This window comes from Roseivivax sp. THAF30 (genome assembly GCF_009363575.1).
GTDB lineage: Bacteria > Pseudomonadota > Alphaproteobacteria > Rhodobacterales > Rhodobacteraceae > Roseivivax > Roseivivax halotolerans.
This window is the reverse complement of sequence record NZ_CP045389.1, coordinates 293,316-318,856: the sequence shown is the minus strand read 5'-3', so window position 1 is coordinate 318,856 and position 25,541 is coordinate 293,316. Positions and strand designations below refer to the sequence as shown.

At 60.9% G+C, this 25,541-nt stretch carries 20 protein-coding genes and 1 pseudogene; 5 read left to right on the top strand and 16 right to left on the bottom strand.

The window, feature by feature from the left end; translation table 11 throughout:
- Positions 1–236: 236 nt before the first annotated feature.
- Genes zapE through parA form a run of 3 tightly spaced genes read right to left on the bottom strand, consistent with a single transcriptional unit; the run spans position 237 to position 2,815 of the window.
- Positions 237–1,301, bottom strand: a complete 1,065-nt coding sequence (gene zapE / locus FIU91_RS01425) for a cell division protein ZapE (protein WP_093011149.1) — start codon at positions 1,299–1,301, stop codon at positions 237–239.
- Positions 1,294–2,139, bottom strand: a complete 846-nt coding sequence (locus FIU91_RS01420; RefSeq protein ID WP_152461137.1) for a DUF6206 family protein — start codon at positions 2,137–2,139, stop codon at positions 1,294–1,296. The genes zapE and FIU91_RS01420 overlap by 8 nt, the downstream gene beginning before the upstream one ends.
- A gap of 34 nt (positions 2,140–2,173) precedes the next feature.
- On the bottom strand, positions 2,174–2,815 hold the full coding sequence (parA, locus tag FIU91_RS01415) for a ParA family partition ATPase (protein WP_152461136.1): 642 nt from the start codon (positions 2,813–2,815) through the stop codon (positions 2,174–2,176).
- A 145-nt stretch (positions 2,816–2,960) separates the two neighbouring features.
- Between parA and FIU91_RS01410 the strand changes: the two genes are divergently transcribed.
- On the top strand, positions 2,961–3,620 hold the full coding sequence (locus FIU91_RS01410) for a hypothetical protein (protein ID WP_152461135.1): 660 nt from the start codon (positions 2,961–2,963) through the stop codon (positions 3,618–3,620).
- A gap of 20 nt (positions 3,621–3,640) precedes the next feature.
- Complete coding sequence (locus tag FIU91_RS01405; RefSeq protein ID WP_152461134.1) at positions 3,641–4,132, top strand: HugZ family protein; 492 nt, start codon at positions 3,641–3,643, stop codon at positions 4,130–4,132.
- Between the two features lie 132 nt (positions 4,133–4,264).
- Here FIU91_RS01405 and FIU91_RS01400 read toward each other — a convergent pair whose 3' ends face one another.
- The 7 genes and pseudogenes from FIU91_RS01400 to FIU91_RS01375 form a co-directional block, all read right to left on the bottom strand.
- Positions 4,265–4,549 carry a hypothetical protein gene (locus tag FIU91_RS01400; RefSeq protein ID WP_152461133.1) on the bottom strand — a complete coding sequence of 95 codons (285 nt, stop codon included), beginning with the start codon at positions 4,547–4,549 and terminating at the stop codon, positions 4,265–4,267.
- Between the two features lie 4 nt (positions 4,550–4,553).
- Complete coding sequence (locus FIU91_RS19610) at positions 4,554–5,033, bottom strand: hypothetical protein (RefSeq protein WP_254702013.1); 480 nt, start codon at positions 5,031–5,033, stop codon at positions 4,554–4,556.
- Between the two features lie 363 nt (positions 5,034–5,396).
- Positions 5,397–5,693, bottom strand: a pseudogene (locus FIU91_RS19765) (peptidoglycan-binding protein); the annotation flags it as partial.
- A gap of 371 nt (positions 5,694–6,064) precedes the next feature.
- Positions 6,065–7,648: a recombinase family protein gene (locus tag FIU91_RS01390; RefSeq protein ID WP_152461131.1), complete on the bottom strand. Its 1,584-nt coding sequence runs from the start codon at positions 7,646–7,648 to the stop codon at positions 6,065–6,067.
- A complete protein-coding gene (locus FIU91_RS01385) occupies positions 7,645–7,827 on the bottom strand; it encodes a hypothetical protein (protein WP_152461130.1) in 183 nt (60 codons plus the stop codon). The genes FIU91_RS01390 and FIU91_RS01385 overlap by 4 nt, the downstream gene beginning before the upstream one ends.
- 126 nt (positions 7,828–7,953) lie before the next feature.
- On the bottom strand, positions 7,954–8,355 hold the full coding sequence (locus tag FIU91_RS01380; protein WP_152461129.1) for a hypothetical protein: 402 nt from the start codon (positions 8,353–8,355) through the stop codon (positions 7,954–7,956).
- Entirely contained in the window at positions 8,348–8,878 is a 531-nt protein-coding gene (locus FIU91_RS01375; RefSeq protein ID WP_152461128.1) for a hypothetical protein, read from the bottom strand. Before FIU91_RS01375 ends, FIU91_RS01380 begins: the two co-directional genes overlap by 8 nt.
- Before the next feature lie 479 nt (positions 8,879–9,357).
- On the opposite strand from FIU91_RS01375, the gene FIU91_RS01370 reads away from it, so the two are divergent.
- From FIU91_RS01370 to FIU91_RS01360, 3 genes are all read left to right on the top strand, one after another.
- Positions 9,358–10,689: a plasmid recombination protein gene (locus FIU91_RS01370; RefSeq protein WP_152461127.1), complete on the top strand. Its 1,332-nt coding sequence runs from the start codon at positions 9,358–9,360 to the stop codon at positions 10,687–10,689.
- 144 nt (positions 10,690–10,833) lie between these two features.
- Entirely contained in the window at positions 10,834–11,148 is a 315-nt protein-coding gene (locus tag FIU91_RS01365; RefSeq protein ID WP_152461126.1) for a hypothetical protein, read from the top strand.
- Positions 11,149–11,350: 202 nt separating this feature from the next.
- Positions 11,351–13,597, top strand: a complete 2,247-nt coding sequence (locus FIU91_RS01360; RefSeq protein ID WP_152461125.1) for a hypothetical protein — start codon at positions 11,351–11,353, stop codon at positions 13,595–13,597.
- Between the two features lie 298 nt (positions 13,598–13,895).
- On the opposite strand, the gene FIU91_RS01355 is transcribed toward FIU91_RS01360, so the two are convergent.
- From FIU91_RS01355 to FIU91_RS01330, 6 genes are all read right to left on the bottom strand, one after another.
- Positions 13,896–15,494, bottom strand: coding sequence for a hypothetical protein (locus tag FIU91_RS01355; protein ID WP_152461124.1), 1,599 nt, complete (start codon positions 15,492–15,494; stop codon positions 13,896–13,898).
- Positions 15,494–16,915, bottom strand: a complete 1,422-nt coding sequence (locus tag FIU91_RS01350) for a tetratricopeptide repeat protein (protein WP_152461123.1) — start codon at positions 16,913–16,915, stop codon at positions 15,494–15,496. Before FIU91_RS01350 ends, FIU91_RS01355 begins: the two co-directional genes overlap by 1 nt.
- Positions 16,916–17,388: 473 nt before the next feature.
- On the bottom strand, positions 17,389–20,886 hold the full coding sequence (gene dnaE, locus FIU91_RS01345) for a DNA polymerase III subunit alpha (protein ID WP_152461122.1): 3,498 nt from the start codon (positions 20,884–20,886) through the stop codon (positions 17,389–17,391).
- Between the two features lie 76 nt (positions 20,887–20,962).
- Entirely contained in the window at positions 20,963–23,245 is a 2,283-nt protein-coding gene (locus tag FIU91_RS01340; RefSeq protein WP_152461121.1) for a right-handed parallel beta-helix repeat-containing protein, read from the bottom strand.
- A gap of 104 nt (positions 23,246–23,349) precedes the next feature.
- Entirely contained in the window at positions 23,350–23,769 is a 420-nt protein-coding gene (locus tag FIU91_RS01335; RefSeq protein ID WP_152461120.1) for a DUF4864 domain-containing protein, read from the bottom strand.
- Positions 23,770–23,910: 141 nt separating this feature from the next.
- On the bottom strand, positions 23,911–25,488 hold the full coding sequence (locus tag FIU91_RS01330) for a lysine--tRNA ligase (RefSeq protein ID WP_152461119.1): 1,578 nt from the start codon (positions 25,486–25,488) through the stop codon (positions 23,911–23,913).
- Positions 25,489–25,541: the final 53 nt, after the last annotated feature.

Sequence of the window (25,541 nt, the reverse complement as noted above, 5' to 3'; positions counted from 1 at the left end):
GACGCACCATCCGTTCGTCACGTATGATTCGGTCAATATCTTGCCGAAAACGACCGAAACCAGACCACGGCACGAGGGACATCGCCCATGCGATGACCGCGTTGCGCGAGCTGCCGGCTATTGCCCGGCTCCAGCACCGCGTCATCGGGCGAACGACGACAAAACAGGCGCATAAAAGCCGGATCGAGCAGCAGCAGACAGAATATTTCAGGGGTCCTTCGGGGCCCCTTTTTTTGTCACGCCTTCGCGCCCCACCCCTCTGACTGCATCTCGCGCAGACGGCTCGCCGTCCTTTCGAATTCGAACGCACCCGGCCCCTCGACATAGAGATATTCCGGCTCAGCGGCCGCCGAGACGATCAGCTGCGTTCCCGCCTCGTAAAGCGTGTCGATCAGCGTCACGAAGCGCTTAGCCTCGTTGAAGTTCGACCGGCCGAGCTGCGGCACGTTCTCGAGGATCAAGACCCGCACCGTTTCGGCGAGCTTGAGGTAATCCGCCGGTCCCAGAGGTTTGCCGCACAGCTCGTAGAACGGCACGCGCGCGGCCCCGCCCGAATAGCGTGGCAGCTCGATCTGGCGGCCTTTTACCGTCAGGGTCAGAGGCTCCTCCTGTCCGCCTGACAGACGCTGCCACAGGGTGTCGATGGCGGTTCGCGCCTCGGCGTTGGCAGGCGTGAAATAGCTCTCACTCCCGGCGATCCGGTCTTGCCGATAATCCTTCTCGGCCGCGAGTTCATGGATGACCATCCACTCTTTCAAAAGCGCGATGAAGGGCAGGAACAGCTCGCGGTTGAGCCCGTCCTTGTAAAGATCGTCAGGCACGCGGTTGGAGGTCGTGACGACAACGCAGCCCGCTTCGAAAAGCCGCTCGAAGAGCCGCCCGACGATCATCGCGTCGGCGATGTCGGTGATCTGCATCTCGTCGAAGGCGAAGACCTTCACGCTGTCGGAGACGGCCTTGGCCACCGGTTTGATCGGATCTTCGGTGCCCGCCTTCCGTTCGCGATGCACCGCGTCCTGCACCTCCTGCATGAAGGCATGGAAATGCACGCGGCGGGCGGGCACATCGAGGCTTTCGACGAAGAGATCCATGAGCATCGACTTCCCGCGCCCGACCCCGCCCCAGATATACAGACCCTTGGGCGGCGGCGGTGCCTTTCGGAAGAACCCCCGTTTTTGCGGCGCGTTCACCGCTTCGGCGATCCGGTCGAACTCGGGCAGGATGGCACGCTGTGCGGGGTCGTCCTCGATGCTGCCAGCCGCCACCCGCGCCTCGTAAAGCGCAGAGAGGGGCTCAGACATTCGGCTCGCCCTGAAGGCCAAGAAGCTTGCGGAACCCCGTCCAGTAGCCCGGAAGCTGCGGCGGCCCGTCCAGGCCTTCGATAGCGGGCTCCGCCCAGCGTGGCATGTGAGAGCGCGCGAACAGCCGTCCCCATTCGAGGTAATCCTCGGCGAATTCGGGCCGCAGACGGCAGGCCGAGCCGACGAGCCCGACAAGTGTCTCGGGCGGCGAATACCATTCGTCCTGGATACCCGTCACACGCTTCTGCATCATTGGCCCGACAAGTCGCATCATCCGCTTCTCGGAGAATTGCAGCAGCAGCTTGCCCATCTCTTCGCGGCTGTAATGGATGAGCGGCGGGAAGGTGTCGAAAAAGACCGCGCGCCCGTCCCTGATCGCGAAATTGCGGATCGAGGGATGGAAGCCGACGCGCGTCTTCACCCTCTGCGCCTCGGTCCAGAAGGACGCGATGACCTCGCCGGCGGCCTGCATCATTGCCAGCGTCTCTTCCTTGCTGTCCTCGCGCATCCGCGGCCGCATCAGGCTGCTGAGAGGCAACGCCTCCTGAACGATGACCGGCGTTCTTGTGGACCCTCCGAGATCAACGAGATGGAACTCGGTCTCGGGCAGCGTGACGCCGCACTCGGTCAGCACCCGAACGTAATCGTCATGCGCCTCTGCAAGGCGTGTCAGCTCCGCCGGCTTGGCCGCGCCACGATAGACCTTGATGACCTTGTCCGAGAACGGACCTTCTAGGGGCTGGAACGGCGCGCAGAAATAGCCCAGCCGCGAGATCGCCCTGCCACGGGTCTCGGTGTCGGATCGAATGAGGTCGGCAAGGGCAGCGAGGTCGGTCATGATCTCTCCGGTCTCGGGCGGTTTGCCCTCCGGTCTACCCCTTTGCCAGCCGATCCGCCACCTCTTGCGACAGCGCGTCGACCTCGGCGCGCGCCGGTGTCTTGCGACCCTCGGCCCCGGACAATCCCTTGCCCATCGCTTCGGCATAGATCGTGCGATTGGCGATCTGCGTCTCGGCGATGGCGGCCTCCAGCCGTGCCGCCGCTTCCGCCACTTCGCCCGCAAGACGCGTGCGCGCACGGGTGCGGTTCATCACGACAAGCGCGTCCTTCTCCTCGCGCCGCGCGAGATCCAGCACGCCTTCTGTTGCCCAGAGATCCACATGGCTCATCGCCACGGGCACGACGACAAGGTCCGCCACCCGAAGCGCGGGCCGCAGATCGCTGTCGGCCTTGGGCGGAGTGTCGACGATGACGATGTCGCAGGCGCCCGCCAGCTTCCGGGTCTCGTAGGTGATCCCCCAGGCGGAAGAGGTCGCGAAATCGAGGCCGACCGTGGCGTCCGGGTGTTCCTCGACGCGCGTCATGAACCAGCGCCCGAGGCTGCCTTGCGGGTCGGTATCGACCAGCGCCACGGTCTTTCCCTGACGCAGGAACCCGACCGCGAGATTGGCGGCCAGCGTCGTCTTGCCCGAGCCGCCTTTTTGCTGAGCTACGGTAATGATCGAGCCGGTCATCGCGAATCGCCCCTCTTGCCTGACGCGGGCGCATTTTGCACCTGCAGCATGGAAATGACCACGCCACGCCTATTCGTCTACGGCTATTGAATCGGACTTGCGTATTTAACAGCTCATTAACCTTAACGCGGGATAGCTCGCGGTCATGATCCGCGTGTGTCTCGCCCTTGCTCTGACCCTGTTCTTACCTGGCCTGGCCGCGGCAGGTGCCTGGCCGCGCGAGAAAGGCACCGGCTTTGCCTCGGCGACCTCGTACCTGTCCTGGGCGCAGGATTACACGACATGGGTCAGCTACGCGCCCGCCGCGCGCTACGACACGCTCTATCTCGAATACGGTCTGACGGATCGCTGGACGGTCGGGCTCGATCTCGGCCGTTCGGTCTCGGGCGGCACCAAGCTCGTAGCCTTCGTGAGATACCCGCTTGGCGAACGGCTCGGCATGCAGATTGCGCCGGAACTCGGCATCGGCCAGATCGAGGGCAAGACCGTGATCCGCCCGGGATTGTCCTTGGGCAAAGGCGTGGCGCGCGGATGGGCGGCGGCGGATTTCGCGGCTGAGCTGTTTCCGGAGACGGGCAATGCCGACGCGAAGCTCGATCTCACTCTGGGAATGAACCTTGGCGCACGGCGCGCGATGGTCCAGTTCCAGACCGGGCAGCAGACCGGCGACGAGGCCTTCCTGCGAATCGTACCATCGGTGACGACGCCGCTCGGCAAGCGCTTCGATCTCGAACTCGGCGTAAGCTACGGCGTTCTTGGCGATACCAGCATGGGTCTCAAGCTCGGCCTCTGGACGGAGTTCTGAGCACCGCCTAGCTTCGCGCCATGACCGACACGCAAGATCCGATCAGGCCCACCGACGACGAAGCGCGCACCCTCGCCAGAGAGTTGATCCAGGCCGCCCGATACGCAGCGCTCGCGGTTTTCGATCCCGAAACGGCCTTCCCGATGGCGACCCGGATCGGCTGCGTGCCGGGGCCGGACGGGTTGCCGCTGGCTCTCGTCTCGGAACTCTCACACCACACCCGCGCCCTCAAGGGCGATCCACGTTGCTCGCTCTTGGTCGGGCAGCCCGGCGCGAAAGGCGATCCGCTGACCCATCCGCGCCTGACGCTTCAGGCGCGCGCGAGCTTCATCCGTCACGGCGATCCCGACCATGCCTCCCTCGCCGATCACTATCTCGCGCACTACCCCAAGGCCCGCCTCTATATCGGCTTCTCGGATTTCTCGCTCCTGCGCTTCACTCCGGTGGAGGCACATCTGAATGGCGGTTTCGGCAAAGCCTTTCGCCTGACACCGGCCGATCTCGCGCCCTAGATTTGCTCATGATCTGGCGAAAAATACTCCGGGGAGCGCGAGGGGCAGCGCCCCTTGCTCAAGCGTTGTTTGCACAGAAACAATGAGCGTGCGTTGCATGAGACGCGCCTCCCAAAAACGGCGCTATGTGTGTCATTCGGTGTCCGACGTCTCGCTTCGACGTGAGACAAAGGTCGCACCGGTGGCTTGCGCTCTCTCTGCCGGAGCGTTCTCAACCTGCTCGGAGGCAGTTGATCTGCCTTTTCGCAAGGTCAGCAAGATCAAATGGATCATGGAGACGATCAGGTAGATGACCCCGGTCGATACAGTCAGAAGAAGTAGAAGCCCACCTGTGGTGCCCGGATTGACCCAGAAAGTGAAAAGCATGCCCAATATGACGGACAAAAGCAGACCACGTGAGAGCTGTGCGATGCCCATCAGTCTATACCGCCCCAATGAGGATCAGGAAGGCCTGGCCATGCTGATCCGCCCAGTCCCTGACGATTCGGCGTGCGAGTTCGACTGAGAGTCCCCTGCGCAATAATTCTTCGTTGGTTGCAATCTTTTGCTGCCAACTCTGCAACTGAACAAGAGCTTGCTCGTAGGTGGTGACGCGGGAAAGATCCAGCATCAGGATGAGCTCGGGGCTCTTGCCGAAATCGTCAGCCGGAATCCATCCAAAGAGGTATGGCCCGCGACCATCGAGCGCCGTATTCTTGACGGCGCGTACGTCGGCGATGACCTTCCTCGCATACATCACGTCGTAAGCATTGATGGCCCTATCGCAGAAAGACGACGCCTCCGATCGATGCATTATCCGGTTAAGACCGGTTGCAAGAGACTTATCCCTGAGGGGCCAAACCGTTACGAATTGATCCATGCGCGGCTGCTGCACGGCAGAGCTTTCCGGCAGGCTGTTCATGTAAGCTTGGCAGAGCAACATATGACGGTCGAGATCATATTCCGAGGCCTGCGCAGGAAAGGCTAAGAAGCCGTACCCTCGAAATCTGGAAGGCGGAAATTGGTCAGGCCCAGCGAATATGCGGGTCGGAATGGGTGCCTGGCTTGTGGTCGACGTTTGCGCCGCGGACGCCGCTGCAGTGCGAATGCGCCCCCCAGTATCCGCGGTAGTGGTTCCGGTTCCCACATACACGCCGGCAGAAAGGTCACTGATCTGACCTGCGGTTCGAATTACTGCAAAAGCCTCATTCAGCTTAAGGGAGTTGCTCGGCGGTACGCCTCGGGAGGCTCTAAATTCATTGAGAGCGCTGTTGGTCCGAGGACCAAACAGACCATCTGCCGGGCCCGCATTATACCCTAAAGCTTTAAGGCTGTTTTGTAGGTCACGGATAGTTCGTGGGGTTATGCAGGGCTCATCAGCTGTGTGTACGCATGGCCCGTTCGCTTCGGTAGTCGTGCCTTGTCCGACACGCACAGTTTCGCTGATACTGGGAAGCACATCGCTATCGGAGGTCGTCTCACTCAAATCTTGGGAGCGCGCAACCGGAGTTGTCGTCAACAGAATTGTTACGATGAGCGCGCGGCTCGATGAACCAAGTAGACCATCAAAAAACCTAAACATGAGCACCTGCCTTGAGGTGTGCGAAGGGAGGCATCTGCCGCTTGAAAGTTCGATATGTCTTGCAAATACGGCGATCCAAAAGCTGCCGAACTCGCACTTCAATTATCAAATCGTGCCCGACCGGCCTCAGAAAATCAAGAATTTCGGACCTTCAGAGCCGGTGAGTCATAGTCTCGCAAATCAAGAGAGAGGATAGGGGCGGCAGCGTACAAGATCTTTTCGACACTCGCACTCGACGAGCAGTTCTCACGGATCAGGTTCAGAAGAATGTTTGCCTCCGGCCCAAGAACGCAGAAGCACCTCCGCCAGATGCATGACGGAGGTGCTTTTCGAAGTCGAGATCGGCGCTTCTCGAGCGCATGCGCCGCTCGTCAGCAAACGACCTTGGTGCCGCTCTTCGAGCTTGCGCCTCGATCACCGCTGACCCCCGGCAGCAACGCCTCGCTGGAGAGCTCCATGGTAGCGCTCAACCCGTGCTCTGCGGTCTCGTCCGGCATGAGCACGATCTTCCGGATGAGCGCCGCGAGATAGCCGTGGGCCTCCTCCACGAAGTCCGGATCGGAGAGGAGCTGCGTCAGCTGGCTCAGGACGCGCTCATAGACGGCCGCGCCACTTTCCATGACCTGCGTGCTGTTCTCGATCTGTGTTTCGATGTCCGAGACGCGCTGCGTGAGCTCGGTGATCTCGAGCTCCAAGGCTTCCGCTTTCTCCTTGAAGATCGCATAGGGCGCACCCTCGGCAATCGCGTTCAGGATGTTGGTCTTGCCCTGATCCGCCTTTTTGAGCGCGGCGCTGATGCGCGCCCGTTCTGTATCGAGGCTGCCGTCTGCGAGCGCTTTCCGCTCGGATTCCATGGCGGCTTCGAACTGCGCGATGAGCTCGGGCGACCGGAAGGCCTGATCGAGGGCTGCAAACACCCGCGCCTCGATGCGTTTACGGGAGATCAGAACCTTGTTGCTGCAGCCTTTTCTGCGCGCCTCCCTGCAGCCGTAGCTCGTCTTGTTTATCGTGATGTAGGAACCACCGCAGCAGCCGCAGGTCAGAAGACCGGAGAGCAGGTACGTCTTCCGCCGCGCAGCCCGCGCTGCCTTCGGCGAGGCGGCGGCCCGCCGCGCGAGTTCGGCCTCGACAGCCTCCCAGAGCGGCTGATCGATGATCCGGAGTTCAGGAATCTCTTGCTCGACCAGTTGGTCCGGTGTCGGTTTGATCCTCTTCTTGAACGTCTCGGGATGATAGGTGTGCTTCGTTCTGCAGATACTGGCGATGCCGATATAGAGGCGGTTGCGCAGGATGCCTTCCCCGCCGGCGGGGTTGCCTCGGATCGTCGAGCCTTCCCAGCTTCCGCCCTTCGGTGCGGGGATACGATCCGCGTTCAAGCTTTCCGCGATGGCGTTTGCGCTCTGGCCAGAGGCAAATGCCTCGAAGATGCGCCTCACGACAGCTGCCTTCTCCTCATCGATCTCGCGGTTGCATCCGTCCTCTGCGTCGCGTTTGCGGTAGCCGAACGTTTTGCCATGAAGGCGCTTCCGCTTCGCTGCGCCTTTCATGCCGCGAAGCGTGGCTTCGCCGATCTTCTCGCTTTGCGCTTGCGAGCCATAGCCGAGGAACAGGACCCCGAGGAAATCCTGATGCTTCTCCTCTATCGTGTAGAGGCTAACGTCTTGAAACGAGAGCAGTGTATAGATGTCGATGGAGTCCCGAACATTGCGGTTCAGGCGGCTCATGGACTCAGTGACGACGATGTCGAACTGCCGGCGTTGTGCCGCCGCCTTCATGGCCTGGTAGCCGGCGCGATTGGTATTCCGCCCGGTCTTTTCCATGTCGACGAATGTCTCGACGATGGTCCAGCCTTTTTGTTTGCAGAGAACCTCTGCCATCGCGATCTGGTCTTCGATCGACGTCGGCTTTTGAAGTCCAGAGCTATAGCGGGCGTAAACGGCGACACGGGTCGTCATGCGCGGCCTCCTTTCTTGTTCTTGTCGGTGTTTGTGTTGGCCGCGGCCTCGGAGGCGCGGCGGATCTCTGCACGCGCGAGGAGCGTGACGAGACCGCAGAGCGCGACTTCTGCGCTCTGGTCTCCGCCCGGGTTGTCGTTTGCGGCGTGAAGTGTTGCTCGATCTGTCTGGGCCTGCATGTTGTGTCCTTCTCGGTGCTTTGTTTGGCTCGAGGAGGACGTCGGTCTCGGCCCAGAAACCGAGAAATCGAGGTTTGGATCGATTTTGATTTTTTTGCGGGGCACCCGGAGATGCCCCGCAGGGGGTCAGTGTGCGAGCTGGGAATAGATCCGATCGACGCGGCGCAGATCCCGCACATGGCGGAGCGCGTCGCGCAGCTTGAAGAGCGGCGCGCAGGTCTCTTGCAGCTCGCGGACCTCGGGGATCAGGATCGTCTGGATCCAGGATTCGTCGACATAGCCCTCGTCGACGATCACCTCGGTGCGCTCACCGGCCTCGATGATCTTCTGGAGCGGCTTCAGCAGCCGCTCCAGTTCTTCGAGGTGGCGGTCATGGAACACCTTGCCGTCGTCCAGCTTGCCCGAGAACTTGAACGCAGCCTTGCGCTGGCTTGCATCCAACTGTGCCCCCGCCTCGGCGAGAGCGCTCTTGGCGGCGGGGACCAGTTCGATGACGGCGAGGAGAGCGCTCTGCAGCGGATCAGACATTGCGCGTCTCCCGGGCCATGATCCGCCCGTCCTTCCGTCGCTCGACGGTGATCTCGCGCGCCGGGTTATACCCGCGCCGTGTCCGGAAGAGCCCGGCCCGGCGCATGTGGTGCTCGGCGTGAATGCGCGCGCGGATGCGGTGCATGCGCTCGATGGCGCGGCCGGTCAGACGGCCGAGAACCGGCGTGCCGCGGGTCGGGCTGACATCGAAGTTATGGTTGGCGAGCGAGACGATGATGCGGCGGCCAGCATCGAACCGGGTCGGTTTGTGCAGCGACGCGAATGCGATCTCGTCTGCATCGGTGACGTCGATCGCATAGCCCGCCCGGCGGGTGGTGGGCGAGGTCGTGCCGTAGGCGAGATGGGCGTAGCGCTGGCCGTCTCGCATCTCGACGTCGAGGACGAGGCTCGGGCGCACCTTGGGCGCGTTGGAGCCTTCCCGCTCATGCGGAAAGCAGAACGAGACGACATCGCCCGGGGCGAGGCTGTCTTTCCAGGCGGTGTGGGGTTGGGACGTGTTCATGCGGTGTCTTCCTTTCTGGGATGAGAAACACCGCGTTGCTCCTGTCTCCGAGGCTCGGGGCCTCTTTGAAGCGACGCGGCACAAGCCGCGCGTCGCTTCAAAGAGGATCCCGGGCCCGGGCTCCGGCTTCACTTTGGGAGAGCGTCGAGAGGGCAGACCCTCTCGGCCCCGCGCGGGGAGCTGCGAGCAGGTGGTCTCGGAGGAGTGCGGAACGATGCTCCGAGCCGTCGGAGACGCCAGCGGTGCAGGAGAGTGGCGAACGACCTCCTGCCCCTCGGAGAGCGGGGTCCGGGGCAGCGCCCCGGCGAACGACAGCCCGAGCACCAAGGCGCGCGCAGCGCGCCGACTGCGCGGGCTGATTAGTGAGTAAGGGAGACTGCACCGCTCGCGCAGCCTTTGACGCGAAGCGCTGATCCCAACCCGTTTCTGCGGAACTCGGCCCGACCAGATGTCCCGACCTCCACAACGGAGGACGGACAATGACAGAGACGACAGGCACGCCCGTGGTGCTGCGCATGACGGGGCTTTGGCCGAAGGATCTCGGAGGCTACGAGGGCCACCGGACGCGCAAGGGCGGCGATCTCGGGCATGTGGACAAGACGCGCTCAAAGGACAACCGGCGTCTTCTCGGCTCGGTGGGCTGGGCGCGCGAGGTGCAGGACGAAGTGCGGGAGATGGCGACGGAGAACTTTGCCGATGAGCTCGATAAGCTGAAGAGGCGGCGGCGGAAGAGCGAGCTGCACAAACGCATCACGGAAGGCCCGCGCGATCCCTGGCGGGCGACCCAGCATGGGCCGATGCGAGAGGTCATCCTGACGGTGAACCGGAAGTGGTTCGAAGCGGGCAACGCAAAGACGTCACCGGAGACACGTCAAGCCGCCCAGCCGACAGCGCCAGGCTTCCAACCCATCGACGAACTCTTCGGCGACGAGGGCGAGGCGCGCGCCCTCAACAGGCACGAGGCCCAGTTCGAAGAGCTGGCGGTCGCCTGGCTGCAAGAGCACTTCGGCGAGGATGTCGTGCATGCCCGCGCGGATCTCGACGAGGAGGCCTATCACATCCATGCGGTGATCCTGCCGCGGGCCAGAACCAAGGATGGCCGGCATATGCTGCAGCCGTCCAAGCACGCGATGATCGAGGATTATGAATTGGCGCAGGACAGCGTTGGCGCCTGGTTCAGCCAGATCGGCCTGGTGCGGGGCGAGAAACGCGCCAAGGCGATCCGGGACGCGATCGAAAAGAATGCCACGCGTCGCGGCGACGCGCCAAAGGTCGATGTGCCGGAAAAGCGGCAGCATGTCTCGCCGCGGGATTGGCGACGAAAAGAAGAGCGCAAGCTCTCTACGCGGGCTTCCGAGCTTGAGACCCGCGAAGGCGTCGTCGCGCAGCGCGAGAGCGAAGCCGACGAGGTTCTGGACCTTGCCACTGCCGTGGCGTCTGGCGACATCGATCTGGTGGAACGTGCGGAGGCTCCAAGCAACGAGGAGCCGGCAAGCGAAAGCGGTCCGTCACCGAAACCGGCTTCAGAGAAACCGGCAAGCCCGCGCCTGCAGAAAGCCCGCACGCTGTTCCGCAAGGCCCTCGCGCGCTTGCGAGGCGAAGCGCAGGAGGCAGCCCGCCGCAGTGTCGCGCGGGATGTCGAGGAAATCCGCAAAGCGGATGACACGATCGTGGAGATCGCGAGCAAATTGCCAAGCTCTGCCCGTGAGACGATCGCAGGGCTGCGGAAGGGGCTGACCAAGCGCCTCCTTGGTCTGCGGCACCTCGATCAGAAGGGCGGCCGCGATCAGGCGGACCGCGATGAGAGCTGAGCAATCAAACTTTGAAAAAAGTTTTTCTGCCCAATCCCAGAGGAACACACGTCCCCTTCAGCCGAGGGTGAGATGTCCAGGAGATCGACCCCGGGGCCGCGGGCCATGCCCGGAAATTCAATCGAGCAAAAGGAAGGATCAATCATGACCCCAGCTCAAAAACGTGCCCTCGGCACGATCCTCGCCACCGACGACCGCAACACCGCGGAGGCGTCCATGATCAAGCTTTTGCAGAACAAGCTGCCGAAGCTTCTCGAAACCGCAGACGTGGAGTTCCTCCGCCTCTTCTTCACGCATCTCGAGGTGCATGCACCTGCCAGCCTGGCGAAGAAGATCGCCGTGCACGAGCTGCGCCCCGAGGAGGTCACCAAGCTGGTCGAGGCCCGCAAGGCCGAGATCGATGCGCAGAAAGCCTCAAAGCCCTCGTGCAATCCCAAAGACAGCGGAGAGGCCGACTGAGGCCGATCCACTCCCCACGATCAGTGGTAAAGGCGCGGCACCTGGAGCCGCGCCTTTTTGTTTGCCCGAAAAACCGACGGCGGCGCCGTTAATCGGATTAACGCTTGCGCTGTAAGTAAATTCTAGCAACCTTGGCGTAAAAGAATGGCCCGATTGGAAATTACAAGATAAAAATTTAATTATTTTAATAAAGGATCTGTAAATGATAAATTTTGTTAAGCTTGTTTTGGCTTTTGGCACGATCGTCTTCCTGCCGCCGCCAGCTGCTGCCTTTGATTTTACGTTGACTGAGCTCAAACCGCGCCACGTGCGCATTGATCTCAATGATATTCCCGATCTCGAACAGCGGATTACGGACCGCCTGACCGGAAAACCTGATATTCTGCATTGCCTTGCACGGTTGCGCGACCCGTCGATCGAGGAGACGCCAGTGACCCATGAAGTGGGTGTCTTCAACCCACATCTCCAAAAATCGATTTGCACGCTGGATCGCGAGAGGTTGGAGTTGCGCTCGCTCACCTTGGGCATTCGCGCGCTTGCGGTGGGGCTTGAGTGGGCAGGCAGCGGCCTTCCGGCTGAACAGGCGCAGCTGCGAATATATGATGATATTTCCCGCCACGGAATCGACATGGCTCTGATCACGCCTGCGGTCAGCCTTGCCCGACTGGCGGCCACAGACGAAGCAGGGCTCTCTGCCGTCCGACGGGACAATATCCGAGAACTGGCTAACCTTGCGTTGGCGCATGTGCTCTTCCCGGACGCCGTGTTGCCGTCTGAATGGGGTATTTCTTACTTGCCTGACGATGCCACCCGCGAGATTTGCAAATGCCAACGCTGTTTTGACCCATCTCCGGATCAGGCACTGGTTGGATACGAATCCGACTTGACGGAAGGCGTCCGGCCATTGGCCGCGGTCGAGGGCTGGCCGGATGGAAATTCAAGGCGGTTCGGCTTTGACTCCAATCGGCTCAGATTAGTCTTTGAAGAAGCCTACCTCGGGCAATACGGAGACTTCCCGGAGATATCGATGTCGCTCAACCACACTGATGCGATGGCGACTAAGGTGATCGCCGACCATAACTGGAACCCGTTGAGCGCTCGGGAGAATACTGCTTTTCCGGGGCTTCCTGCGCGCATTCCTTTCGAATGGTATGCCTCGGGCGATCTGGGCGCAAACCTTCTTCAACTCGCCGGTCAACGGGCCACCTGTCACACGGCCTGCGAACACGACATCACCGATGGTCGTCAAAAGATTTATAAGCGAATTGCGAACACAGCAGAGGAAGCGAAGAAATTCACCTCGACTTTTGCCGTAACGGGAAGTGTGGATCGAAATCAAATCTTCGGGGTTGTGCGTGAATTTTCCGATACACAGACCTATCTATCTGAGATTGTCCGGCTATGCACCAATGCCTGCGGGGCGGCCAGTAGTCTGGCGCAGGCGCGACATGCTGCATCCTTGGCGCGGACGGAGTTGCGTCGGGACGAGGCTGCGCTGGATCAGATCAATCATCAGATTGAGGCGCTGCCCGAACGGCGCGCTATGGCCGATGCTGCAGTCGCGACGGCCAAGGACCGACGTGCCGAGAAAAAGAATAAAATCGACGAAGATGCGCACAATCTCACCGAGGAACAGTTCCAACAGCGCAATGCAGAGCTTGATGCGGCCGACGACGCAGTCGACGAGGCAAAAAAGAAGCGCGATGCACTGCCAGACCCCGAAGATCTGAACCGGCAGCGCGACGCGGCCCAGGCCAGGGTCGATCAGTCAAAAGCCGAAAACGAAGCCGCGCGGGCAGAAGCAACCAAGCAGGCAAAGGAGGCCGAAAAGGCGGCCAGCGAGGCTGAAGCCCTCAAACCCGCGACCACGACGATGGAAGGTGGGTGCTTTAACGAAGCTATGCCGCGTCCACCGTTCACAAAATGCGTCTACAAGAACGGTAAATGGGTGTTGATGCCCGATCAGGGTGCGATCAACGCACAAATTTACCTGAAGACCTGCGCCCTGCGCGATCCGGCGCCGGGCTACACCTGCGTCATTCGTGGTGGTCAGCCATTGATTGTGCCACTTTTCCCCGATCCAGCCCCCGAGGTCGTGTATGATCCAGTGCCACCCAACGGATGCGCCGTGATCACCCTGCAACCAGGGGATCGCTGCAAAGACGGGCCATTTGGTCCGGAAATCACTTGGGCTCCCGACATCTCACCATCGCTGGACTACGAAGTTTCAGCCTGCGCGTGGGTCAATCCCGGCCCGGGATATGAATGCGTGCCATCAAGTGGTCCATGGGGATATGACCTCGTCCCTATCGGAACGAGCATTTTGGATGACATATTGCCCTATGATCCGCCCGAGGCCTATCGCCCCGATCCCTGTCTCGATGACGGGTTCACCCGGATCTATGAGGCGGACATTTTGACGCGGGATGTGATCCTTCTCCACCCATAAATGCAAACTTGGCGATCTTTCAATATTTTTGAAGGTGAATTGATACTATTTTCAGGAGCCGGTTGGTGCACGTTCCACATCCATGGTTTCAGCTTGCAAAAAACTCTGTAGAAGGAGGCTTTCGCGCTTGCCGGGATATCTGAGCGCTTGATATCGTCAGTTTGAAACGCCCGCTGTACAAATCCAGGATCCAGCGCGCGCTACTTCTGAGAAGGCTGATCGAAAAACTGCCGACGGTCATTAAGTAGATCCTCGGACCGCCAACTTGAAAGATTATTTCATAATAGTGGCGCTATAACTAAAGGCAATTAGGAACTCCTTTTGCCTCCAGATTCTCTCTTTCCGCGAGCCGCTTAGTCTTGTCATCGTCATACTCATGATAAATCTCATTCAGATCCTCATCATATAATGTATATTCGTCGTATCCCCCGAAAATGGTGTCGCAACCAATGTTTATAATCCGTGTGCTACCATTTATCTCAATGGTCGCCCATCTCGGCTGTCCGCCCATCGCATTAAAGGTCTCATTCAGCAAGCTCCAGTTCCCGTGAGACTTGGCTTCTGTTTTGCTCCCTTCGAGAAAAATGTTCAGGTAATCGGCGCGCCAGCCTCTCTTGTTGCACGAGTTTCCCAAGTAAAGCACCCTACCACCCTTTCTGGTTGTAATTATGTCTCCAGTTTCCAAGTCATAAATGCAGTCACCATATACGACATACTTATCTAGTATTAGACTTATTCGATCGCTCTCAATTCCCAGCGTGAGCTGCCTTCCACTCGAGTCAAAAATGGCAAACTCTGTGTTACCGATACTATAAAAATAATCCTCGTCACCAATCTCGCGGCGCCCAGTTCGGTTTGGGATTGAGAGCAAGCGGTATTTCTTCGTCACAATATCGCGCCCCTCCTCGAACTCCCGCGGCGACAACCCCAGCGCCAAAGGATAATCTCTGAGGCCGCGATCGGTGCGCTTGTCCGCCAGCTCCGCAATATCTGAGCGCAACTCGGCCACCGCCGCGTCGAACAGGATCAGATCGCCCGTCGGCTCGAACTTCTTGGGCATCGCCAAAAGCTTGCCAAGCCGCTCGCTCAGGATCTTGTAGTCGATCTCGGCCGCGCGCAGACCCTCCTCTTCGGGAAGGTTGCTCATGCCTTCGGTGTCCCAGCGCTCCTCCGGGGTCACCTCGGCGAACTCTTCTGGGTCAATCTCGTATCCAAACCCCTGCTGGATCCCCGCCGCCAGGTTTCGGATTGCCTTTTTGGTCACTTCAATTTCAGGCTTCTTGCTTTGCTGCACGTACCAGCGCACCAAGTCATGTGTCGAAACCTTTACATCCACGAGCCGGGCAGTATGCAGGCGCAGCCCCTCCTTCCAGATCCTTTTCGCCTCGCTTTCCGATACGTAGTCAGCCCGGTCATTCGGCCCATCGAGAGGTGTACGGTAGAAGAGCTCATCCCAGTCTGGCGAGCCAGGTACATTAAAGCTCCAGGTCTCGCCATCACCGGGGCCAGGGTCGCCGCCGTCGGCCAACAGGTAGTAGACGCCTGTGGCCCCCGACATTTCGAACTCGATGTCTACGTCGTAGATACGTGCCTTGAGCTGTGCCTCGCGTGGCACGTTCAAGAGTTTCACTCTCCGCCGCTCGTCCGATATCAGCTCGGATACCTCGAACTCACTGAAATTGGGATTGAGCCGCCACCGGAACCGTGTCCCGACCACCGGCTCACGCAACAAGGTTTCGAGACGAAGGTGGACATCGTAGCTGAAGTTCAGTCCGTCGGTCGATCCACGGAGATCGCCCGTACCGATGTTCTCGATCTTGTAGATCTCGGCATAGGATCCACTCGCGCCAAGCGTCAACGCAGCGCAGAGAGATAGACGAAGCATTTTGATCCACATCAGTTCAGCCAGTCGCTGATCAGGTCTTTACGTGCTTTTGAGACCTCACCCGGCTGCTCGCCCTCAGCGGTATCCAGAACCTTCTCCAACGGGCTCAGTGAAGCGCCAATGATCCCCTCGGGAGCATCCTTGTTCGCCAATCTGAAGCCGGTACCTTCATAGACGTCCCGAACGAAACGCTCCCACTCACGTTCGCCGCGAAGCACGTCAGGATAAGGTGCATCCTCCCCGGCGACGAAGAGCTTCTTCTCCACAGTCACTGGACAACGTATCGCTGCCCGGCACTCTGCATCCTTCGGCCTGCTCGGACAATACTCGTCCCATTCGCAGCTCGGTCCCTCAACCAGCTCCCTGGTCGTAGTAACCATCAGGCTGGCAACACCTTTGTCGTAACCATATTGCGCATAAAGCCCATCCCACCAGGAATACGCATAGGTCTCATATTTCAGCCCCTTTTTCGGCTGAGGATCGCCCTGCGGCCAGTGAAGAAAGCTCACGGATGCCGAGTAGAATCCAGACCCGCCGCCTTGAGTGTAGTAACGTATCTCCGGTTCGCCATCGCTGTTCACGTCTGTCTCGTCGACACCGTTCACGCAAGCGCTCTCGTCGCTCCAGATCTGCGCCTCGCCGCCTTGTTGCAGCCGGAAAACCGCAAGCTTTCCGAATGATGTTGCGCTACAGTGACTGAAGTAGTACACATCGGAGTTCTCGAGATAACCGGTATCAGCCCCGAACCCTTCGCCGAATTGTTCTTTTAAATCCGCAAAAATTGCTTCTGCCGCAATGTCATCGCGTCCCGTTTGCGAATTCGCTGCCGCCTCAACTACGGTTGATCCGCTTTCCGCCTCCTCATTTTCAATGCGATTGAGCTTGGCTCTTACGATCCGAAATTGGTCGCCTTTCATATTCTCACGCTGGGCGATCTCAAAAAGCTCTTTCGCCTTACCGATGTCGCGCGGCAGTACGTCACCGTCGATGAGAAGCTCCGACAGTTCCAGGGCGGCCACCCCGAACCCACCTCGAGCAGCGGACTCCAACAGTTCGGCTCCGCGCTCAGGCTGTTTCCCGACACCATATTTGCCAGTTGTCAGCATCACCATTCCGAGGTTCTTCTGCGCGATTGGATAGCCCAGATCTGCCGACTTGCGCATGTATTCCCAAGCTTCTTCACCCGAAATAATCTCGGAGCGCCCACAGTTCGTGCGCAGCCAGTTGACGTTGTTCATCAGCACAGCGTCGCCTTCTTCGACTTTCCTCCAGAATTTCTTGTCGGCATACCCGCTTCCTTTGCAGGCATGATCCGTTAGAAGATTGCCCTCATCACGCTTGACCTGCCATTCGGGTGGCAGAGGGTCAGCTAACATCACTTCGGCACTTAAAAGAATGGAAGAGAATACAAAAATGAAGAGCCTAAGTGTCATATTAAACCTTTAAGCATTTGGATTTTAAGCTTTGACGTTAATAGCCAAAATTGTGTCAATCAAGGGTCGTGTGTAGGTCGTCTGAATAGACCCGTGTGTCGTGAACGCCTTCATCGCTAATTTTGAGGCAAGGAAGCCATTCTGAGCTGGAAATTTATTGCGATTAACGGAATGGTCGCTCAAGCGGGCTCTCGGCTCTACTGCAGCGAAGATCCCGTTCCCGCGCTCGTTGCGACCGAGCTTTTACAGCGGTTAGCTGAAAGGCCGCTCACTCCAACATTGATGGCGGGACCGAACCTGCAAATGAAGGGCAAATTAAGCTCCTTGCAACATTTGCCGCAATAACAAGCCACGCACGGGCTCAGATTAGCCGTCGAATCATGCAATCAACGCTTGAGCAGCGCCCCTCGCCCGCCTGACGATCGGAACGATCGGCAGGCCAGACATGTCGCGGCTTGTCCGCGTCTTTCGGATCAGAATTCCACGACGTCCATGATGCCTGCGAGCGACTTGATCGCGCCCTTGATCTCGGGCGTGACGGGAAACTCTTCCTCCAGCCCGATCTCGACCTCGCCGGGCAAATCGCGATGTGACAGGCACAGGTGCACGGGGCCCCGGCCCGCTTTCGGCATCTGCTCGGCCGCACGGCTGAGAACGGATGCGATCTGCGGAATCGCGGCTTCCTCCTCGAGGTAGATCCGAAGGCCCGACGCACCGGCATCGGCGACCGCCACGTCCACCGGCGCGACTGACCGGCCCAGGAGCTTGAGCTGATCGCTCTCAAGCGTCGCCTCCACCGTCACCACGACCTTCGCGCCGGTCTCCAGGTGCTCGCGGCTTTTCTCCAGCGTCTCGGAAAAGAGCGTGACCTCGTAAGCCCCGGTCGGGTCGGAGAGCTGGCAGAAGGCAAAGCGGTTGCCCTTCGCCGATTTGCGTTCCTGCCGCCCGGCGACGGTTCCAGCGAGCTTGGCAAGAAACGGGCCGCCCTCGGCTTTCCGCATCACCTCGTCGAGCGTCATCACGCCCTTGCGCTTCAGCGCTGCGAGATAATCGTCGAGCGGGTGCCCGGAGAGATAGAAGCCGATCGCCTTGAACTCCTCGGCGAGCCGCTCTGCCGGCAGCCAATCGTTCACCGGTGCAAGGCGCGGCTCGGGCAGATCCTCGCCCGCATCGCCGAAAAGCGAGACCTGGTTCGAGGTCTTCTGCTCCTGCACCGCCGCCGAATAGGCGACCAGCGCATCGAGGCTGTCGAAGACCCGCCGCCGGTTCGGATCGAGCTGATCGAACGCGCCCGCACGCGCCATCATCTCGAGCGGGCGCTTGCCCACGCGCTTGAGATCGACGCGCCGCGCAAGATCGTAGAGCGTCGCGAAAGGCTGTGTTCCGCGCCCTTCGACCACGAGCCGCATCGCTTCGACGCCGACATTCTTGAGCGCGCCGAGGGCGTAGACCAGCTCTCCGTTCTGAACATCGAACATGGCCTGGCTGCGGTTCACGCAAGGCGGCACCCAGGGCAGTTCAAGCCCCTTCTTCACCTCTTCAAAGTAGATCGCGAGCTTGTCGGTGAGATGGATATCGCAGTTCATGACGCCGGCCATGAACTCCACCGGATGGTTCGTCTTGAGCCATGCGGTCTGATAGCTGACCACCGCATAGGCCGCAGCGTGGGACTTGTTGAAGCCGTAATTGGCGAACTTGTCGAGGAGGTTCCAAACCTCCAGTGCCTTGTCGTCATCGACGCCGTTTTTCTTGGCGCCTTCGATGAATTTGGGGCGCTCGGCGTCCATCGCCTCTTGGATCTTCTTGCCCATCGCGCGGCGCAACAGGTCCGCACCGCCAAGCGAGTAGCCCGCCATCTCCTGCGCGATCTGCATCACCTGTTCCTGGTAGACGATGATGCCTTGCGTCTCGTCGAGGATGTGGTCGATCGAGGGGTGGATGCCCGCCCGCTCGCGCAGCCCGTTCTTGACCTCGCAATAGACGGGGATGTTTTCCATCGGACCGGGGCGGTAGAGAGCCACCAGCGCGACGATGTCCTCGATGCAGGTCGGCTTCATGCGCTTCAGCGCATCCATCATGCCCGAGCTTTCCACCTGGAACACCGCGACCGTCTTGGCCCGCGAGTAAAGATCATAGGTCTTTTCGTCGTCGAGCGGGATCTGACCGATATCGTTCTCGGCCCCGTCGAAGGGCTCATAGAGCGTGGTGCCATCGGCTCCGACGTGCAGATCGCGGCCGGACTTGTGGATGAGATCCACGGCATTCTGGATCACGGTCAGCGTTTTCAATCCAAGGAAGTCGAACTTCACGAGGCCCGCCTGTTCGACCCATTTCATGTTGAACTGCGTCGCCGGCATGTCCGAGCGCGGATCCTGGTAGAGCGGCACCAGCTCGTCGAGCGGCCTATCCCCGATGACGACGCCTGCGGCGTGGGTCGAGGCGTTCCGCAAAAGACCCTCGACCTGCTGGCCATAGGTCAGGAGCCGGTCTACGACCTCTTCGTTCCGGGCTTCCTCCCGCAAGCGCGGCTCGTCCGCGAGCGCCTTCTCGATGGAGACGGGCTTCACCCCCTCGACGGGGATCATCTTCGACAGCCGGTCGACCTGTCCATAGGGCATCTGGAGCACCCGGCCCACGTCGCGCACGGCGGCCTTCGAAAGAAGCGCGCCGAAGGTGATGATCTGGGCGACCTTGTCGCGGCCGTATTTCTCCTGGACGTAGTGGATGACCTCCTCGCGGCGATCCATGCAGAAGTCGATGTCGAAGTCGGGCATGGAGACACGTTCGGGGTTCAGGAACCGCTCGAAGAGGAGTTTGTAGCGCAATGGATCGAGGTCGGTGATCGTCAATGCATAGGCAACCAGGCTGCCCGCGCCCGAACCGCGCCCCGGCCCCACCGGGATGTCATGCTCCTTGCCCCACTTGATGAAGTCCGCAACGATCAGGAAATAGCCGGGAAAGCCCATCCCCTCGATGATGCCGAGCTCGAAATCGAGCCGGGCCTGGTAGTCCTCTACGCTGGCGGCATGGGGGATGACGGCGAGGCGGGCCTGCAAGCCTTCATTGGCCTGACGGCGCAACTCCTCGACTTCGTCATCGGCGAATCGCGGCAGGATCGGGTCGCGCTTGTAGGTCATGAAGGCGCAGCGGCGCGCGATCTCGACCGTGTTTTCCACCGCCTCGGGCAGATCGGCGAAAAGCGTGACCATCTCTTCGGGCGACTTGAAATAATGCTGCGGCGTCAGGCGGCGGCGCGGCTCCTGCTGGTCGACATAGGCGCCATCGGCGATGCAGATCAGCGCATCATGCGCCTCGTACATGTCCGATTTCGGGAAATAGACATCGTTCGTGGCGACGAGCGGGAGGCCCATCTCATAGGCCATTTCGACGAAGCCGCGCTCGGTCAGGCGTTCGGCCTCGGGTTGGCCGTCCTCTCCGGGATGGCGTTGAAGCTCGACATAGAGGCGATCCCCGAACATCGCATGGAGCCGCACCATCAGCGCCTCGGCCGCGCCCCGGCTGCCCTGCCGAAGCAGCATTCCGACCGGTCCATCCGGCCCGCCCGACAGGCAGATCACGCCCTCAGAATGGCGTTCGAGCTCATCGAGCGTCACATGCGCAAGCTCCCCGTCGCCGCGCAGGTAGAGGCAGGAATTGAGCTTCATCAGGTTCTCGTAACCCGCCTCGGACTGCGCGAGCAGCACGACCGGCGCGGGATCGCGGGGACGCTCTCCGGGCTGGGGATCGGAGAAACGCAGATCGACCTGGCAGCCGACGATGGGCTGCACGCCCGCCCCCGCCGCTGTGACCGAAAACTCAAGCGCCGCAAAAAGGTTGTTCTTGTCGGTCACGGCGACCGCCGGCATCCCCATCTTCTCGCAGAGGCCGGGCAGCTTCTTGAGCCGTACCGCCCCTTCGAGCAGGGAATATTCGGTGTGAACGCGCAGGTGGATGAATCGGGGATCTGCCATGGCGCCACAGTATTTGGGTGCGCCGCGTGCGAAAAGTCATAAATCTGCCGATCCGCACGCACCCGCGCGTGCCCGCTCAATCCATGCGGATCGTCACGTTCGCATCGCCCCGAACCTGTCCGGGATAGATCAGGTGCACACGGTTGCTCTGCCCGCCTTCCCGGGTCGAGACATAGGGCATCCACCATTCGCTGACATTGGCCGCGTTCCGCAGCCGCGAGGTATGCACGATCCCGTCCACCTCGGTCGCCCAAGCGTCGAAAGGCAGCTCGCCGCCCGTCTCCACCATCCACGTATCGGCATGAGTGTTCTGCGCGTGCGCGACGATCAGCGGATTGCGAGAGGCTTTTTCGATGTTGTGGAACGTGTTGTCGGCGAAATAGACCCGTTTCATCCGGCTGAAATCGAGCGGGGCGAAGCTCGTATCAGGCCGCTCGACCCGGTCTATCGTGCCCGAGGAGGCGCGGAAGGTGTTGCCCGTCACGGTCATGCCGTTGATGAAATGCCCGGTCCCGTAGGGCTTCACGACGATGTATGAGAAGCTCGTGGCGACCTTCGAGCACAATAGCACGTTGTCGGTGATCGAGAGGCCCGCAAAGCCGAAGCCCCCGGTGAAATCGGGCTCAGGCTCGCGCTCGTTGGTCCATTCGATGAAGCAATTGTCGATGTAGTTGTTCGAGATCTGCGTATTGCAGGCCCGAAGTGCGATCACGATGCCCGCGCTGCGTATCCCGTTCTCCGCCGCGTCTCCCTGGAAGAAGTGATTGCCGGAAATGATGTTTTGCGCGCCGGAGGCCACGAGGAAATGCCGGAATTGCGACGCGCGGTTGTCACGCACCTTTACATCATTGGCGTTCACGTTGATCGCAACGGATTGCCGGTTCTGCGTAAGCTCGCCGCCTTCGTGGCTGAGGAACTGGCAATGTTCGATCAACATGCCCTGGCAGCCCTCACCGGGGCTGGTGATGCCGCGGTTCTTCGGTCGATTGAACGTGCATTCACGGATGACCATGATCGTGCCGGTCGGTGCAAGCATCACGCCCGAGGCCTCGATCCCGCACTGAAATTCGATATCTTCGAGCTGGAAGACGTCGAGCCGGTCGAAGCCGGAGAAGTCGAGCATGTAGGCAAAGCGCCGGAAGGTGAAAGTCTGCGTTCCCGTCGCATCCGAGAGCGGCTGCGAAAGAACAACGTCGCCGGCACCGGGATTGACGCTGCGGACGTAGATTTCGCGTCCGACACCCGCCCCTTCCACGAGCGCGCCGACGGGAATTTCCCCGGCATTCGAGATACCGGTGAGACGGGTTGCGTTGGACGGCGAATAGCTTGCCTGCCGGGTGACGACGACTTCGCCCCAGTTTCCTCCAGGGGCCGCTTGAAGCTGCCCGTTCCTGAGAACCCGCCGCTGAGCGTAGCTCGCGCGGTTCGCGACCGCTGCGCGCACGTCGAGCGGCCCGGTCAGGGTCACGCGCCGCCCGGCCATGTCGAGGCTTTCGTGGTCGGCGTCGTTCATCAGCGCCTGCAAAGCCTTGCGGAGCGCCTCCTCCTCGTCGCCGAACGCATCGATATAGGCGGGCAGGCTGAAATTTTTCGTCAGCGACAGACGGCGATGGGTGGGCATTGTGACACGGCCCTCGAAGACGACTTCGCTGTCGATGGTCACGTCCTGCGCCAGAAGATACTCGCCCACCGAGACGAACAGCGTCCGCCCGCCTGCGGCTTGATCCGCCGCTTCGAAGGCCGCGCTGTCATCGGTGACGCCATCGCCCCGCGCGCCCCAGTCTCGCACATCGACATAGCCCAGCATGTCGCGCAGGAAGACCGAGGTGACATCCTCGATGACCAGATCGTCGATGCGGACGACCGATCCGGTCGCGCCGGTCAGGTCGAGCCCGAAATGACCGAAAGTCGGCTCCGCGCCCCAGACGAGATCAACGCCAGAGCGATTGCCGGAGCCGATGATCGCGCTCACCTCGACGATCTCGCCGTAGCCCGGAATCTGCGTGGCGGGGCCCGCAGTCGGAATCCCGCCGACCGCCTGATTGTTCGCGCGGCCCGCCCAGGCCGCAATCCGTACGGATGGCAGACTGCCAGACAGCACCTTTACCCGTGCGGTCACGCGCAGGTAGACGCCCGGCTCGATCCGCGTGTCGCCCATGTAGCGCAGGCGCTGTGTCGCTTCGGTCTTCAGAAGTTCGAGGCAGCCACCGAAATCCTGGTCGGCCGAGACGAAAGCTGCGGTAGGAATATTGGCGTAGGTGTCGGAGCCGGGCGTGCCATCCTGGCTCGACCAGACGCCGAGCCCGTCCGCAAATGGCGGCGGCATGATCTCCCAGCCGTCGGTGATCGCCTTGTTCATCGCTACCCCTTTCCTGACCGAAACGCCCGCTGCGTTTACCTTGCAAGGGTCAGGGGTAGCTGTGCCGCATTAACGGGGGCTTGGGCAGCCGAGCGTTGCGCGGATCAGGCGGCGAAGCCTTGCTGCGGCAGGATCTGGACGCCGTCGATGAGCCAGCCGTTCTCGGTCTCGAGCATTCTGTAGTCGAGCATGTGGACCCGGCCTGCGTCGTCGGTGACGATCACCCGCTGGGTCAGCCGGCCATCCACCTCGCGCAGATCGCCGAAATCGACGTCAGAGGGTTGCCAGACCATCGGGTAGCCCTGCTCGACCATGCGGCCGAACATCTCCGGCGTGCGGAAAATGCCTTGGATCATCGGGCTTGCGAAGTCGAAAGCGCCTTCCACGTCGCCCGCGTCGAACGCCTGCATCTGGCCCGAGATCGTCTGTTCGATGCCGGGTACCGGGGCCACCACTTCCTGCGCCCAGGCCGGCAGGGCAAGCCAGAGCGCGGCGACGGGCCCAAGGATACGCGCATGTCTCATGAGGTCCTCCTCTTGCTGACGCAAGGGAAGATAGCGCGACCCCGGCATCAGCCAAAGTCACGCATGTGTCACGACAAGAGTTTCGGGAAGGCGCGCGAAGCCTGCGCCCGGAAACCGGGCATCCGCCCTGCCAGACCAACCTCAGCCGAGCTCGCCGCGCAGGCCCCGCTCGATGAGCTGTACGCTCTCCTCGATACCATAAAGCGCGATGAACCCGCCGAAACGCGGGCCCTGGCTTGCGCCCAGAAGCACCTCGTAGAGAGCTTTGAACCAGTCCCGGAGCGGGTCGAACTCGTGCTCTTTCCCGACTGCGAACACGAGGCTCTGCAGCGTCTCGTCGTCGGTCGGCCCGTCATGCGCCTGAAGCCGCGCGGCAAGATCGCGCATCGCGGCTTCCTCTTTTTCGTCGGGCGCCCGATAGACCTTCTGCGGCTTCACGAAGTCCTCGTAGTAGCGGATCGCGAAGCCGGCCGCCTGATCGAGGTCGGGATTGGCCTCGGGCGAGGCATCCGGCGCATAGCGCATGATGAAGCCCCAAAGCGTTTCCGTGTCCTCGGCGCCCGAGACCGAGGCGAGGTTGAGGAGCATCGCGAAGGGCACGACCATCGTGGAGGCCGGCACATCGCCGCCGTGAATATGCCAAACGGGGTTCGCGGCCTGCTGCTCGGGGCTTTGCCCCGGATAGGCGCGGAGCTGCTGGTGGTATTCGTCCACGGCCTTGGGAATCACGTCCCAGCTCAGCCGCTTGGCGGTCTTGGGCTTGAGGAACATGTAATAGGCAAGGCTCTCAGTCGAGGCATAGGTCAGCCATTCGTCGATCGACAGGCCATTGCCTTTCGACTTGGAGATCTTCTCACCCGACGCGTCGAGGAAAAGCTCATAGGTGAAATGCTCGGGCTTCGCGCCGCCGAGAATTTCGCAGATCCGGTCGTAGATAGGCGTATTGGTGGAATGGTCCTTTCCATACATCTCGAAATCGACGCCCAGCGCGGCCCAGCGCGCGCCGAAATCGGGCTTCCACTGGAACTTTACGTTGCCCCCGGTGACCGGCAGCGTCCATTCGCGACCGCCTTCGTCGTCGAAGGTGATCTCGCCGTTCGCTGCGTCGACGTTCTTGATCGGCACATAGAGGACGCGGCCCGTTTCGGGATGAATGGGCAGGAAAATCGAATAGGTCTGCTGGCGCTCTTCGCGGAGCGATTTCAGCATGACTTCCATGATGTCGTCATAGCGCTCGCAGGCGCGCAGAAGCACCTCGTCGAAAGCGCCCGAGCGATAGTATTCGGTCGCCGAATAGAACTCGTATTCGAAGCCGAACGTATCAAGGAAGCGCCGCAGCATGGCGTTGTTGTGATGCCCGAAGCTTTCGAACTTGCCGAACGGATCCGGCACCGATGTCAGCGGCTTTTGCAGATGCTCTTTCAGCGCCTCGGGATTCGGCACGTTGTCAGGCACCTTGCGCATACCGTCGAGATCGTCCGAAAAGCAGATGAGACGGGTCGGCACATCGGAGATCGCCTCGAAGGCGCGGCGGATCATCGTGGTGCGCGCGACCTCACCGAAGGTGCCGATATGCGGCAGGCCAGAGGGTCCGTAACCCGTCTCGAAAAGGATGTGGTCCTTCTTCACCTTCCCCGCCTCGTAGCGTTTGAGAAGGCGGCGCGCCTCTTCGAACGGCCAGGCCTTCGAATTCATCGCGGCGTCGCGGAAGTCCGACATCTTGCTCTTTCCTTTTGTGGCGGGGCACCGCCTGTTTCACGGGCCCCAGGTGC